The sequence below is a fragment of the Ignavibacteria bacterium genome, assembly GCA_017302895.1.
Taxonomy (GTDB): domain Bacteria; phylum Bacteroidota; class Ignavibacteria; order Ignavibacteriales; family Ignavibacteriaceae; genus UTCHB3.
On the sequence record JAFLBV010000001.1, the window covers coordinates 1,456,265 to 1,470,212 of the forward strand.

Annotated in this window: 15 protein-coding genes; all 15 read left to right on the forward strand. The window is 42.5% G+C overall.

All coding sequences use genetic code 11. From position 1 onward, the window contains the following. Nucleotides 1-10: 10 nt before the first annotated feature. The 15 genes from J0L60_05680 to J0L60_05750 all read left to right on the forward strand — a co-directional run bounded on the left by J0L60_05680 (nucleotide 11) and on the right by J0L60_05750 (nucleotide 13,941). Nucleotides 11-3,595 carry a hypothetical protein gene (locus tag J0L60_05680; GenBank protein MBN8545611.1) on the forward strand — a complete coding sequence of 1,195 codons (3,585 nt, stop codon included), beginning with the start codon at nucleotides 11-13 and terminating at the stop codon, nucleotides 3,593-3,595. Nucleotides 3,596-3,662: 67 nt separating this feature from the next. Then, nucleotides 3,663-4,682 carry a PorV/PorQ family protein gene (locus J0L60_05685; GenBank protein ID MBN8545612.1) on the forward strand — a complete coding sequence of 340 codons (1,020 nt, stop codon included), beginning with the start codon at nucleotides 3,663-3,665 and terminating at the stop codon, nucleotides 4,680-4,682. 76 nt (nucleotides 4,683-4,758) lie between these two features. Further along, nucleotides 4,759-6,114 carry a GWxTD domain-containing protein gene (locus J0L60_05690; protein MBN8545613.1) on the forward strand — a complete coding sequence of 452 codons (1,356 nt, stop codon included), beginning with the start codon at nucleotides 4,759-4,761 and terminating at the stop codon, nucleotides 6,112-6,114. Nucleotides 6,115-6,155: 41 nt separating this feature from the next. Next, nucleotides 6,156-7,025, forward strand: coding sequence for a lysophospholipid acyltransferase family protein (locus J0L60_05695; GenBank protein ID MBN8545614.1), 870 nt, complete (start codon nucleotides 6,156-6,158; stop codon nucleotides 7,023-7,025). Further along, the gene (locus tag J0L60_05700; GenBank protein MBN8545615.1) at nucleotides 7,022-8,044 is read left to right on the forward strand and encodes a glycosyltransferase family 9 protein; all 1,023 of its coding nucleotides are present in this window, start codon (nucleotides 7,022-7,024) and stop codon (nucleotides 8,042-8,044) included. Before J0L60_05695 ends, J0L60_05700 begins: the two co-directional genes overlap by 4 nt. Further along, nucleotides 8,031-8,672 (forward strand): threonylcarbamoyl-AMP synthase, encoded by a 642-nt coding sequence (locus J0L60_05705; protein MBN8545616.1) that lies wholly within the window; start codon nucleotides 8,031-8,033, stop codon nucleotides 8,670-8,672. Before J0L60_05700 ends, J0L60_05705 begins: the two co-directional genes overlap by 14 nt. After that, nucleotides 8,673-9,113: a hypothetical protein gene (locus J0L60_05710; protein MBN8545617.1), complete on the forward strand. Its 441-nt coding sequence runs from the start codon at nucleotides 8,673-8,675 to the stop codon at nucleotides 9,111-9,113. It abuts the gene before it with no gap. A gap of 31 nt (nucleotides 9,114-9,144) precedes the next feature. Continuing rightward, nucleotides 9,145-9,531 (forward strand): polymer-forming cytoskeletal protein, encoded by a 387-nt coding sequence (locus tag J0L60_05715; protein MBN8545618.1) that lies wholly within the window; start codon nucleotides 9,145-9,147, stop codon nucleotides 9,529-9,531. Then, on the forward strand, nucleotides 9,521-9,772 hold the full coding sequence (locus J0L60_05720; protein ID MBN8545619.1) for an AtpZ/AtpI family protein: 252 nt from the start codon (nucleotides 9,521-9,523) through the stop codon (nucleotides 9,770-9,772). Before J0L60_05715 ends, J0L60_05720 begins: the two co-directional genes overlap by 11 nt. After that, nucleotides 9,759-10,160, forward strand: a complete 402-nt coding sequence (locus J0L60_05725; GenBank protein MBN8545620.1) for a hypothetical protein — start codon at nucleotides 9,759-9,761, stop codon at nucleotides 10,158-10,160. The genes J0L60_05720 and J0L60_05725 overlap by 14 nt, the downstream gene beginning before the upstream one ends. Beyond that, a complete protein-coding gene (gene atpB, locus J0L60_05730) occupies nucleotides 10,150-10,998 on the forward strand; it encodes a F0F1 ATP synthase subunit A (GenBank protein ID MBN8545621.1) in 849 nt (282 codons plus the stop codon). Before J0L60_05725 ends, atpB begins: the two co-directional genes overlap by 11 nt. A 32-nt stretch (nucleotides 10,999-11,030) precedes the next feature. Continuing rightward, nucleotides 11,031-11,249 carry an ATP synthase F0 subunit C gene (locus J0L60_05735; protein ID MBN8545622.1) on the forward strand — a complete coding sequence of 73 codons (219 nt, stop codon included), beginning with the start codon at nucleotides 11,031-11,033 and terminating at the stop codon, nucleotides 11,247-11,249. A 25-nt stretch (nucleotides 11,250-11,274) separates the two neighbouring features. After that, complete coding sequence (atpF, locus tag J0L60_05740) at nucleotides 11,275-11,817, forward strand: F0F1 ATP synthase subunit B (protein MBN8545623.1); 543 nt, start codon at nucleotides 11,275-11,277, stop codon at nucleotides 11,815-11,817. A gap of 2 nt (nucleotides 11,818-11,819) precedes the next feature. Further along, a complete protein-coding gene (gene atpH, locus J0L60_05745; protein MBN8545624.1) occupies nucleotides 11,820-12,380 on the forward strand; it encodes an ATP synthase F1 subunit delta in 561 nt (186 codons plus the stop codon). 16 nt (nucleotides 12,381-12,396) lie between these two features. After that, the gene (locus J0L60_05750; protein MBN8545625.1) at nucleotides 12,397-13,941 is read left to right on the forward strand and encodes a F0F1 ATP synthase subunit alpha; all 1,545 of its coding nucleotides are present in this window, start codon (nucleotides 12,397-12,399) and stop codon (nucleotides 13,939-13,941) included. Nucleotides 13,942-13,948 lie beyond the last annotated feature (7 nt).

Below are 13,948 nucleotides of genomic sequence, written 5' to 3' on the forward strand. Positions count from 1 at the left end.
AACTTGGAATATGAACAAAAAAATATATATAAAAGAATTCATCCTCCTCTTTATCCTTGCGACAGGTTTAGTGTCGTTTGGGTTCAGAGGTAATGACAACGGAGGCAAAGGCGGAGGCAAAGGGAACAACAATTCTCCTTCTCTGAAAGCCGGCGACTCCTACAGAATGTTTATCAATAACCTTAACATTCCGATGAACAGATCGGGTGTTATGGGTGATGTGTCTATTTTCGATCCCGAGACCGGAGGCAACACTTCCGGTGGTCGTTTCGCGGGAACTGTCTTCCTGTTTTCAGGAGGTTTCTTCCTTAGCGGCAAGACCAATGGAGTGCTCTGGACCAACGCAGTTGCATCAGCTTCCCGTATCCAGGATTATGTTCCGGGTACTGTAGCAGGTGGCAGAAACGACTCTAAAGCTCAGATATATGTACTCAGAGCTGCAGAAGGCGATTTTGCTCCGGCATGGGACGAGTGGAGAGATGCTGTTAAACTCGGCGCGTATTTCTACGATGGCGATGGTGATGGTATTTATGATCCGATAGACAAAAATGGCAATGGTAAATGGGATAACACAGAAGACAGACCTGACCTTATTGGTGATGAAACTGCCTGGTGTGTTTATAACGATGCTACAGATCCTGCTTTGAGAAGATTCAATGATGTTTCTCCTCAGGGTATTGAGATCCGTCAAACAGTATTTGCTTTCAATACTAAAAGCTTTGTAGGTAACATGATGTTCCTCAGGTATTCAATTTTGAATACCGGTACGGTTGCAGATGTTATGGACTCAGTTTATTTCGGTGTTTGGGCAGATCCCGATCTCGGTGATGCTTATGACGATCTTGTTGGTTCTGATACAGTAATCAATGCCGGTTATGTTTATAACGATGGAGATGATGCGGAATACGGTTCAAATCCTCCGACATTCCTAATCGACTTTTTCCAGGGACCAAAATCCTATATCCCGGGCGTTACATTTACAGATGTAAACAACAACGGGAAATGGGATGACGGAATTGATATTCCACTTGATACTGCTCACTATGTAGGCGGTCAGGTAAGAGGAATTTCATCATTTCCGGGATCCAAGAACCTGGGACTTTCATCCTTTATTCACTACATCCAAAGTCACCCCACACATGGTGATCCTAACACCCGTCAGGAAGCAAGAAACTACATGGAAGGAAAAAACCGTGTAGGAGATGCTCTCAATCCTTGTACCTGGGCGTTTGGTGAAGTCCGTGGTGGTGTAGACTGTGCAACAGTTGATCCAAGATTCTCATACTCAGGTAACCCTGTTACCAATGTCGGCTGGATCAACAACACTGGTGCAGATCAGCGCCAGATGTCGAACACAGGACCTTTCAAACTTGAAAAAGGTGTTCCTGTTGATATCGTTGTAGCTTATGTTCTCGGAAGAGGATCAGACGCCAAGAATTCTGTTACTATTGCAAAACAGTACTCGGAAATTGCTCAGCTTCTTTTTGATTCTAACTTCCCTTCACCACCACCACCTCCACCGGTTAAACCGACTCTTGTTACCGGAACTTCAACGAGTGGTGCAGGCTTCATAGATATTAACTTTGATACTTACGATCAGCTTAAGTATCGTGCTGTTGATACAGTATTGAACATCGACAGAAGAGTTAAAGGATTCTATGTAACAGCTTACAGAACGAACTCCAAAGAGTCTGTTATCGAAGGTGTTGAGAACTCTAAAATAGTAGCAAATTATGCGCTCAACGATTCGATAAAAGGCATCTATACTCTATTTGCAAACGGTAATCAGGAATTAAAGTTTGCGGACCAGTTACCTGAGTTCAAAATCGATTCTGCACTCTATGCCGATCCTTCAAGCGGCAGACTCCGCATAAAGATTTCTGCAAATCCTTTTAACGGAGATCCGCTTGTCAAAGGTCAGACATACTACTTCACAGTTACAGCCTACGCGGTCAATCATGCTGCAATATTCCTGAAGGGACCATACGATCAGAACAAATCTATCGTTTACGGCCCTGCAGGCGACTATATCGCCCGCTCAGGTGCAATAGAGGAGTATGAGACTTCGATTTTCCCTGTAGCATATGGTGAGAATATGTATGTCCCGGCTTCCGAAGGTTCAACAGCGCAGATGTCACAGGGACCTTCAAACGGTAAGGTACAGTATGTGGTTGTTGACAATAAAAAGTTGACAGGCGATACTTACAATGTTGAATTTTTCAAGAATCAGGCAGTTAAAACTCCTTATTCTGTTTACTACAGATTAAGAAACAAAACAACAAATGCTGTTCTGCTTGACTCGGTAGCAAAATTTGACACTACACTTGCAACTGTAGCCGGAAAGGTAACGGACGGATTCCTTCTTAAGGTAACTCCGGTATCTGCAGAACTCGGATCCGCTACTTATTCAGGAACCAGATGGTACAGACCATTCGCTCCAACAACATCATATACCGGTGTGTACTATACCGGTGCTGATATCCCAAGTTCGGCGAAAATAGTTCTTCCAAAGAACTCATCCGGTGTCAACTTTTCATCATATATGTCAGCCGACAAGATGAGAAGAGTTGAACTGAGGTTCGCTCCGAATTCCGGTAAAGCCTACAGATATCTGCAAGGATTTACAGGATCATCTTTCCAAAGGAACTCAAACTTTACATATGCTGGAGCAATTGCAACAGCAGCGGATACAACCGGTAAAGGACCTGTCGGAAAACTTGGTGAAGGATTTGTAGATGTTCCGTTTACCGCATGGGTTGTTGATTCCAAGTACGGTGAGCAAAAACAACTCGCAGTAGGATTTATTGAAATGTCAACCCGTATTGCCGGGGATGTCAGTGGTACTTTCCTTAAAGGAAATCCTGATGGACAGTGGGATCCCGCTGATTCGATCAAGATGACCGGAGAGTACATTGTCATTTTTGACATGCCTTATGATGCAACCGGTTCGCAGAAACAGCTCACCGGTGGTGATTTTGGTACAGGTACAAAAGTATGGGCAGATTTGGCTAAAGGGTACACAGTACCTGCAGCAGCAGATCCAAACATATATGATGCCAGTTTCAAAGCTATTGCAAGTTCACCTTGGCTCGCCGGAATGTATGTAGTAGGTTTACAGAAGATGGATCCGGCTGTGTTCTATGCAGCAGGTGATACTCTGAAAATTCCGCTTTCGACATATCCGTATGTGAATGATATCTTTACATTTGCGACACAAAAGGGTGGTGATCTTACAACAGATCAAAAGAAAGCCCTTTTTGACAAAGTGAATGTATATCCGAATCCATTGTTCGCATACAATCCACAGTCAAGTTACAACGGTAACACACCAGACAATCCGTATGTCACATTTACAAATATGCCAACGGATGTAACGATTAAAATATTCTCGTTGTCGGGTATGTTGGTTCGTACACTCACAACAAATGACAAGTCGTCACCAACCTCGCCATTCCTTCGTTGGGATCTGGAGAACGGTGATGGCCTCAGAGTTGCGTCGGGTATGTACCTGGCCATAGTAAAATCACCTGAATACGGTGAAAAAATACTTAAATTTGCAATAATTATGCCGCAAAAGCAGATACAAAGGTTCTAACACAAAGTGGGTGGCGGTGTAAAAGCTGCCGCCATACTTGGAATCAGAAATTAGGAGTTAACTTAATATGAAAAGATACTTATCATTGCTGCTAATACTCGCCTTCGTACTGCCAAGCTATGCAGGTGATATATCCCGCAAGGGTACAACCGGTGCAGACCAGTTGCTTATACCTGTTGGAGCACGCGGCATAGCTACAGGAGGCGCGTTCGTATCCAGTGTTACCGGTATGGAATCTATATTCTATAATCCTGCCGGGTTGGATGTTGACAGGAAAACCGAAGCGATGTTCAGCTATATGTCTTATATAGCAGACATCAATATTTCCTACTTCGCTGCGGGAACCAGCCTTGGAGATTTCGGTTCAATAGCTTTATCATTCAAATCGATGAATTTCGGTGATATACCGGTGACAACCATAAACACACCGGATGGAGATGGAACAACCTATTCACCAGGCTTTCTGGTTGCAGGTTTGACCTACTCGAAAATTATCACTGACAGAGTATCCATCGGCGTCAATGCCAAGGTAATCTCTGAAACAATCATGAACACCAATGCTACAGGATTTGCTCTCGATTTTGGTGTTCAGTACAGATTTGACAAGAACCTTACCATAGGTGCTGCGGTTAAGAATATCGGAACCAATATGCAGTATTCAGGTCAGGATCTTCAATTCAAGACAAATGTACCGGGAGCGATTCCTGGATCAACCGGTGGCAACTACCAGGCTGTCACTGAACCTTACCAGATACCGAGCTTCTTTGAACTCAGTCTTGCTTACAAGTTTGACTTTGACAAAGATAACAAACTCATGCTGGGTGGTACATTTGTAAACAATAACGCTTTCGAAGACCAGTTTAAGTTGGGTCTCGAGTATGGATTCCAGGATATGTTCTTTGTTAGAGGCGGTTATGCATTGCAGACAGCCAACAATCAGGACAACATATTCGGTGTCAATCTCGGAGCCGGTGTCAACTACAAACTAACCGACGAAATCGGAGTTGTTGTAGATTATGCTTTCCGTCAGGTTAAAGAGTTCCCAAATCCAAACCACATAGTTACGGTAAAGTTATCGTTTAAGTAATCGATTTACTTTTTGTGAAGGCGTCCGTAATCATCGGGCGCCTTTTTTTTATCAGCCATATTATGGAGTGATTCCGGTGAAAAAGACAGTCGTTCTGGTATTGTTTTTCAGTTTATTCGCACTTGCCCAAAAGAAGCCCCTTTTCGATCTTGATTATGCCCGTTTTGCGGGTGATGACACTTCGGCAATAGTTGAAGTTTATTACAGTTTCTATCAAAATGCTTTTACCCCCTTTCAAAAGGAAAATAAAAATTTTATTCAAGGTTCAATAGGCATATTTATAGAGGATATAAAAACCAGCCAAGCCAGTTTCAAAAGGGAATATAATTTCACTTCCCCCGTTTACGATTCAATAAAGAATAATTTAACAGGTGTTCTTAGATTCAAATTGCGGCACGGGGAGTACAGATTTGCTTTCTCGGTAAAAGATTTGATGACTGAAGGAAGGAATGATACAGCAAAATTCAATATTCAGTTGAAGGATATTGGGAAAACGAAATTTAATGTAAGTGACATTGAAGTGGCTACAAGAATCGAAAAATCAGATAACGATTCATCCACTTTCTATAAAAACACCTTTGAAGTTGTACCAAATGTTTCCACAGTGTTTGGCGAAAATCTTCCTGTGATTTTTTATTATGTCGAATTGTACAATTTAAATAAAGAGACTGATCCCGAACTTCTAATACTGGAGCGGGTTCTTACAAACGACAAGAATGAGGAAGTAAGCCGTAAGAGGAGATACATCCCCAGAAAAAATGCTTCGATAGTCGAAGCAAACACTGTGAATATCTCAAAACTCCCCACCGGATCATACAATCTGACAATTGCCCTGTTTGATTCACTCTCAAATGAAATTGCAATGGCATCGAAGAAATTGTATGTTTTCAATTCCAAAGTAGTGGATACGGTTGCGACGAAATACTCCGATAACGAGTTTCTTTCTTCTGAATTTGCCACCATGAGTGAAGAAGAGATAGAAGAGGCATTTGGTCAGGCAAAGTATATCATTTCCAAAGTTGAAGAAAAACAGTGGGACCAGCTTAAAGAGCTCGAAGGTAAAAGGAATTTTATGTTTACTTTTTGGAGAAACAGAGATTCCGACCCCACTACAGCAGTTAATGAGTTTAAAAGAGAATATTACAAAAGAATAGAGTATGCTAATCAGGCGTATTCATCTTTCCAGAGAAAAGGCTGGCAGACCGATCGTGGCAGAGTTCACATTGTATATGGCAGACCAAGCGAAGTTAACCGTTATCCGTCGCAACTTGACACAAAACCTTATGAGATATGGAATTACGATGATGTCGAAGGTGGTGTTGAATTTGTATTTGGAGATATCTCCGGATTTGGCGACTACAAGCTCCTTCACTCCACAAAACGGGGCGAGTTACGGGATGATAACTGGCAGAACAGAATAAAGACATTGTAATTGGTTATATTGCAAGTTACAAATTTTGAGATTTAGTAGCATTGCAAAACCTTTTAGAATATATCCTTTTTTCTTTATTTAGCAAGATATTCTGTCTCGCAGGATTTAAAAGGGCGTACTTGTTTGCGCCCTTTCTTACATTTATATTCCACGACCTCCTCAAACTTCGTCTAAAAGTTGTCCTTAAGAATCTGGAAATAGCCTTCCCTGAGATGACACCGGAGGAACGAAAAATTCTCGCAAAAAAGTGCTATATAAGCAGTGCGAAGACATTTATCGAAATCATGACAATACCTGCGATGAAATACGAGGAAATAAAGGATTATTTCGGAGACCAGCCGGTTAAATTCGTTCAGGACTTCCACGCAAGAGGGAAGGGAGTGATTCTGATGACCGCTCACTATGGCAACTGGGAAGTGGCTGCGCTTGGTTTTTCGAGAAAAATGGGAATCCGGTTTGCAGCCCTGGCACAGCCTCAGCGGAATGATTATGTAACGAGATGGATGGAAAAACAGAGAACCAAGTGGGGGAATCACATCTACAAGACCGGAAATGCTGCTATGACATTATTCAGAGCATTGAAGAACGGAGAAATAATCGCCGTGGTTGGCGATCAAAGGGGTCCGGAGGATGGTATCAGAGTCCCCTTTTTTGGGAGACAATCTGCCGTAAACGAAGGCATTGCTGTACTTGCGCTTAAAACAGGTGCACCAATAATATTTTCCATAACCATACGACAGAGTGACAACACTTATGTAACGGAAGTATGTGAAGTTTCCATGGAAAACCTGCCCGAGGGGAAACAGGAAAAAATTGTCGAGATCAGCAGGCGGCATACGGCTATTCTCGAAGAGTACATCAGAAAATATCCGGAACAATGGTTTTGGATGCATAACAGGTGGAAATATTGACTAATGCAAAGTATCTTGTAGTGCAGACTGCCTTCCCGGGCGATTCGATTCTGACCCTTCCTTTTATTCAGGAGCTTAGACGATTGGACCCTGAAGGGCAGATTGATATTGTCTGTTCGCCAGTTTGTCAGGAGATATTTGAGGTATCACCATCAGTTTCCAATGTAATTCCCTTTGACAAACGGGGAGAGTACAAAGGTTTCAGGGGACTGGCGAAATTTGCAGCCAGACTCAAAGAAACCGGCTACTCTGCAATCTATTCACTTCACCGATCATTCCGGACGACAATTCTAGTCACACTTGCCGGCGGTGATGAGTCGATTGGTTTCAATACTGCGTCCTTCTCTTTCCTGTACGATAAAAAAATTCCGTATGTATTTAGTGATCATGAGGTAAAAAGGAACCTGAATATGATCATGGATTATCCCGGTGACAAATGGAAAATATATCCTGAACTCGCTGTGAGTGAAGAGCAGAGGCAAAAAGTCATGGGATTTATTGAAGCAACAGGGAGTGGGAAAATAATTTTGATTTCGCCGGGTAGTGTCTGGGAGACAAAGAGATATCCATCGAAAAGCTACGCCGAAATTGCATCCGGGCTATCTGCTGCAGGTTATAAAATTATCATCTCGGGAAGCAGCAGTGAGAAGGATACAGGAGAAGAGATACGAAGGATTGCCGGAGATCAAATAATAAACAGTTGCGGAATTTTTTCAATGGCGGAGACTGTTGAACTGATGAGTCATTCTGAACTTGTAATAACGAATGACAGTGCACCTACTCATTTCGCCATGGCAGCCGGTGCCCCGGTTCTCACAATCTACTGCTCTACTGTACCTGAATTCGGATTCTACGGCTACTCGGATAAAAGTCACCACTTATCCTCTGATGTGAGCTGCAAACCGTGCGGTATTCACGGACATAAAAAGTGTCCCGCGGGGCATTTTGAGTGCGGAACAAAAATTAAAGCGTATGAAGTCATACGAAAAGTAAAGGAAATACTTGATGACCGAACATAAAAACACCTTAAAACTTAATATTGACGATAAATTAAATGACTCTATACAGAAGGCAATCCACATCTACTTTGAAGGCGGCGTTTTCATCTACCCGACAGATACAATTTACGGATTTGGGGCGAATCCCTTCAATACAGACGCGCTTCAAAAAGTAACAGTAATCAAGAGACGCAGCATTTCTAAAAAGTTCATCCTGCTTGCGAGTGACATAGAAATGGTGCTGAAACATGTTGAACTCGCTGATGAATCGCACGCAGATTTTCTTCTCTCTCTATGGCCCAACCCTGTATCAGTGGTTTTGAAGTTAAATCCCTATTACAAAAACATTATGGGTGATACCACCGTTGCATTCAGGATACCAAACCACAACTTTTGCAGAAAACTGACCTCCGAACTGAAAATGCCACTCGTATCAACCAGTGTTAACCGGAGTGATGAGACCGCGATGAATGATTTTTCGCAGATTTCACAGGAGTTCAGTCACGAAGTGGATGCAATTTTTTACAGTGAAAAACCACCTTTAAACATAGCCTCTACAGTGATTGATCTCACTGAAAAAAATCCTGTGCTTATAAGGGGAGGCATGATTGGTTTTGATGACATACTCCAAAAATTTAATGAAGTGTAAATGGACAGAATAAGGAAGAAGATTGAGAAGTTAAAGTTCCGGTTGCTTTTGTTGCCGGCGGACAATCATTCCGGAGTTCCTGTTACCGTCATAGGGTTCAGAAAGGGGATGCTGTATCTTTCATCAATTGTTGCGGCCATACTTGTCTTCTCCCTTCTGCTCTTTCGATTCACCGCATTAAATGAACTGGTAAATGTTCATGCCGAACTTTCAGACGAGGACAAGGCGCTTATCACAAATCTTAATAAAAAAGTTGTCACTCTTGTTCACGAAATGAACGCAATTAAGGCTGAAAACGAGAGAATGAAGTTTTTTCTTACCTTGAAAGACTCAGCAGTTTCTGCAAAAAATGACAGCCTGAGGAACAGTAACAAAAAAAAGCCTGCAGGGGAACAAGTTACACCAAAGACAATGAAGGATAAAAAAGGTTACAAGAAATAGTGCAGCTATGAAATTGAAAAAAGTAAAAAAAATGTACAAACCCATAACGGTTATCTCTGCTGATGTGGTAATAAGAGGTGAAATCGAGGGTGCGTGCGATATGCGATACGATGGCAAACTAAAAGGTGACATCAGGATTGATGGCCTGCTATTAATCGGTAAAACCGCTGAAATTACCGGAAATCTTGTAGCCGAGAGTATCGCAATTGCCGGGAAAGTTAAAGGCAACGCCTACGCATCAGAGAAGGTGGAGATCAACCCTACAGGTGAATTGACCGGTGACATCCGGAGTAAGAGTCTCGTGATAGAAGAAGGGGGAATTTACAAAGGTAAAGTGGAAGACGGAATTGCAGAGAATATCGAACTCCCGACAGACGGTCAGGAGGAAATCTCTGATGAGCCGGTGAATGCTGAATAAAAAAGAAGACAGCATAGCTGAAAGTTTTAGAGCGGTTGCTCCCTATATGGGGCTTGGAATACAGCTCGCCGTGACCATCGTTGGAATGGTTTTAATCGGTGACTGGCTGGACAAAAAGTACCAGACTTCCCACTGGTTATGGATTTTTGCCCTTATTGGGGGAACAGGTGGTATTTATAATTTTATCAAGACCGTGATGGATCTCGAAAAGAAAAACAAATTGAAGAATGACAACAGATAAAAAGGTACTGGCTGCATCAGTTCTGATGATAATAATCTTCGCATTAACGGGTTTAATTGCCATGATAGCAGCTCCTGAAGGGTTATTCCCTGTGAGGGAGTTCTTCTGGGCACAACTTCCCGGAGCCCTGAATTTTGCTCTGGGGGTGGTGGCCATAAAGTATGCATCGAAAAAAGATGACAGAAATTTTATGGTAATTGTTCTCGGTGCAATGACACTTTCGATGGCTTTTACAGCAATATTTATAATATTTTTGCTCCACTTCTTGAATTTGAGCCAAAAATATTATATAATTACAGTCTTTATTTTTTATTTTTTGTACCTGACTCTACAATTGATCTATTTAGTAAAATCAGAGAAGAAGACGCTTCCCAAAAATGTACAGTGATACAACAAAAGCAATAACTGACTCGTTAAGCAAAGCACACGGAAACGGCGGGAGCCAAAGCAGTGACTGGATATTACACCACATTATGGATGGTAATTATCTTGACTTCTCCCCGTTTGGCAAGATTATGCTGCCTGAGTTTTACATTGGTGATATTCATGTCGTAATAACCCGGCACATAGTATTCATGTGGCTGGCTGCCATTTTGCTTGCTTTCCTGCTTATCAGGGTTGCGAAGCGATACAAAAAGACTCAGATTCCCAACAGACTGACAAGTGCTGTCGAGATTCTTATACTTTTTGTACGCGATGAAATTGCAAAACCGAGTATTGGCGGGGGATACGAAAAATTTGTTCCGTATCTGTTGACTGCATTTTTCTTCATTCTGTTTGCCAATTTCCTTGGCTTAATTCCTTTTTCTGCAACAGTAACGAGTAATATCTCAATTACAGCTACTCTTGCGACCGCGACCTTTGTCGTTACACAATGGGGAGGAATGAGGAAAAACGGTTTCTTTGGCTATTTTAAAGGACTTATTCCACACGGCATCCCGGTCTTTCTCCTCCCGATTATGATCGTGGTTGAGTTGCTCGGGTTATTCACAAAACCTTTTGCACTGGCGATTCGTCTCTTTGCGAACATGACCGCCGGTCACATAGTGATATATGCCCTTATTGGATTGATATTTGCAATGAACACACTGGCTGTGGCACCTGTCTCAGTTGGTATGGCACTTTTTATATACTTGCTCGAAATACTTGTAGCAATGCTACAGGCTTACATATTCACGATGTTATCTGCTGTGTTTATAGGTATGGCAGTGCATCAGGACCATTAAAGAAAACAAAAAATTCTATACGGAGGAATGAAATGGATTTAGCTCATTTGGCAGCCGGTATCGGTGCAGCTTTAACAATCATCGGCGGTGGCTTTGGTATTGGTAAATTGGCAGCCGCAGCAATGGAAGCAACAGGCCGTCAGCCTGAAGCAGGTGGTGGTATCAGAACCACTATGATCATTGCAGCAGCTCTTATTGAAGGTATCTCACTGTTCGCATTGGTTATTTGCTTCATCCTCGCCGGTAAATAAGGCTAATTAACCAGAAGGTAATAAAATGACTTTTAGTTCGTTTGTCTTTCTAACAGCTTCGGATGCTGGCAGCAAGCCAAGTTTGCTTGATGTGAATGGCGGTCTGGCTTTTTGGACCACTCTCACATTCATTGTATTGCTACTTGTTCTTGCCAAATATGCCTGGAAGCCTATTCTCAGTGCTCTTGATGCAAGAGAACAGGGGATAAAGGATGCTCTGGAAGCCGCAAAGAAGGCGAAGGAAGAAGCTGATCTGCTGATTGCACAAAACGAGAAGGTGCGTCAGGAAAATGATGAAGCTGCCAAGAGACAGATCGAGGAAAGCCGGAAATACTTCGAAGAGCAGAAAGCCAAAATGGCTCATGATCTTAAAGAAGAGTTCGACAAAAAGAGAAAAGATTTCGATTCCGAGCTTGTAAACCTTGAGCGGGAAATGGTAGACAGGGTGATTGAGAAAGTCGCCGATGTTACCGTTGCTGCAGCCGAAAAAGTGATCAGAGCTAATCTTGATGCTGAAAAGAACAAAGTGTTGGTTAATAAATACATCGACGAGATAAGGAACAACTGACAATGTCTTTCAGCAAGGTAGCCGTCAAATATGCTTCTACCCTTTACTCTTCGATCAGTGCGGTTCCGGAATTCGAGAAAATTTTTCAGGATGCAGAAGACATTCTGAGAATTTTCGACGAAAACCCCAACCTTAAGAGAATCATTGGGATTCCTGTATTTAAAGACTCGGACAAACTTGCCATCCTCATGAAGATTTTTGAAGGCAAGGTTGATGAGTCGTTAACCGGATTTATCGGGTTCCTCGCCAAAAAAGAGAGAATTTCGAATACTTACGAAGTGTTTCAGGCATTTCTGGATGTTTCTGATAAAGACAGAGGTTTCAAGAAGGTGGAGATAACCTCCGCTTTCGAGTTTGATCCCGAAGAATCTGCCAGAATTAAGAAAGAGCTTGAAGACTACTTTAAGTGTAAACTCAAAGTGAGTGTTAAGACTGATCCCGGATTGGTAGGCGGTTTTATAGCCAGGACTGATGAGATAATAATAGATGCATCAGTCAGGAATCAGTTGAAGAAACTGAGAAAAACATTCAGCCGCGCCGGCGAATCACTAAACAAAAATTAAAAATGGGACTTGAGATATGATAAAAATCAAACCGGATGAAATTGCTTCGATATTAAGAGATCAATTATCCGGCCAGCGATCGGAAGCTGATATCTATGAAACAGGTACGGTTCTTTCCGTTGGTGATGGTATAGCGAGAGTATATGGTCTTTCCAAAGTTATGGCGAGCGAGCTTGTTGAGTTCCCTAATGATGTTTTTGGAATGGTTCTCAACCTCGAGGAAGATTCCGTGGGTTGTGCTCTTTTCGGCGATTCATCTCTTGTAAAAGAGGGAGATGAAGTAAAGAGAACCGGAAGAGTTGCCTCGATGCCTGTTGGTGAAGCGATGCTTGGAAGAGTGATTACACCTCTTGGCATTCCCCTCGACGGTAAAGGCGCCATCAAGGCTGAAGGATATCAGGAAATTGAAAGAAAAGCTCTTGGTGTAATGCAACGCCAGCCGGTGAAGGAACCGCTTCAGACCGGTATTACAGCCATCGATGCCATGATTCCTATCGGAAGAGGACAGAGAGAGCTTATAATTGGCGACAGGCAAACCGGAAAAACCGCAATTGCAGTTGATGCCATAATCAATCAGAAATTTACACACACTGAGGAAGCAAAAGCCCTCGGTGTTAATCCTGTTTACTGTATCTATGTTTCCATCGGACAGAAAAGATCGACAGTGGCACAGGTGGTAGCAAAGCTCCAGGAAACAGGAGCGATGGCTTACACAACCGTTATTTCGGCATCCGCGTCAGATCCTGCACCACTTCAGTTTATTGCTCCATATTCGGGAGCATGTCTTGGTGAATATTTCAGAGACAGCGGCAGACATGCACTGGTAATTTATGATGATCTTTCGAAGCAGGCTGCAGCCTACAGAGAGTTGTCACTCCTTTTGAGAAGACCTCCGGGTCGTGAGGCATATCCTGGTGATGTGTTCTATCTCCACTCAAGATTGCTTGAGAGAGCATCAAAACTCAGCGATGATCTCGGTGGCGGAAGCTTAACAGCTCTTCCAATCATCGAAACCCAGCAAGGTGATGTGTCGGCATATATTCCAACGAATGTTATCTCGATTACAGATGGTCAGATTTATCTTGAACCAAACCTTTTTAATGCCGGCGTTCGTCCTGCTATCAATGTGGGTATCTCCGTATCCCGTGTTGGTGGTAATGCTCAGATAAAGGCAATGAAGAAGGTTGCAGGAAGCTTGAAACTCGATCTTGCTCAGTACAGAGAACTCGAGGCATTTGCGAAATTCGGAAGTGATCTCGATGTTTCAACACAAAGAACCCTTTCTAGAGGTGCAAGACTGGTGGAATTGCTCAAACAGGGCATTTACCATCCTATTCCTATAGAGAGACAGGTTGTGAGTGTATTTATCGGTACCAAGGGATATCTCGACAATGTCGCTGTGGAATCAGTTAAGAGGTTTGAGAGAGAATATCTCGAGTTCATTGACAGACAGTATCCTGATATCCTTAAAGGAATCAGGGAAGCCAAAGAAATTAAACCTGCTGTTGAAGAACTTATTAAGAAATCAGTTGCAGAATTTTCAGCAACATTCAAGAATTAATTGCATT

Coding starts and splice junctions, on each gene's coding strand:
- J0L60_05750 (MBN8545625.1), top strand. CDS start 12,397: ATGATAAAAATCAAACCGGATGAAATTGCTTCGATATTAAGAGATCAA.
- J0L60_05715 (MBN8545618.1), top strand. CDS start 9,145: ATGTACAAACCCATAACGGTTATCTCTGCTGATGTGGTAATAAGAGGT.
- J0L60_05680 (MBN8545611.1), top strand. CDS start 11: ATGAACAAAAAAATATATATAAAAGAATTCATCCTCCTCTTTATCCTT.
- J0L60_05735 (MBN8545622.1), top strand. CDS start 11,031: ATGGATTTAGCTCATTTGGCAGCCGGTATCGGTGCAGCTTTAACAATC.
- atpF (MBN8545623.1), top strand. CDS start 11,275: ATGACTTTTAGTTCGTTTGTCTTTCTAACAGCTTCGGATGCTGGCAGC.
- J0L60_05725 (MBN8545620.1), top strand. CDS start 9,759: ATGACAACAGATAAAAAGGTACTGGCTGCATCAGTTCTGATGATAATA.
- atpH (MBN8545624.1), top strand. CDS start 11,820: ATGTCTTTCAGCAAGGTAGCCGTCAAATATGCTTCTACCCTTTACTCT.
- J0L60_05710 (MBN8545617.1), top strand. CDS start 8,673: ATGGACAGAATAAGGAAGAAGATTGAGAAGTTAAAGTTCCGGTTGCTT.
- J0L60_05685 (MBN8545612.1), top strand. CDS start 3,663: ATGAAAAGATACTTATCATTGCTGCTAATACTCGCCTTCGTACTGCCA.
- J0L60_05720 (MBN8545619.1), top strand. CDS start 9,521: ATGCTGAATAAAAAAGAAGACAGCATAGCTGAAAGTTTTAGAGCGGTT.
- J0L60_05705 (MBN8545616.1), top strand. CDS start 8,031: ATGACCGAACATAAAAACACCTTAAAACTTAATATTGACGATAAATTA.
- atpB (MBN8545621.1), top strand. CDS start 10,150: ATGTACAGTGATACAACAAAAGCAATAACTGACTCGTTAAGCAAAGCA.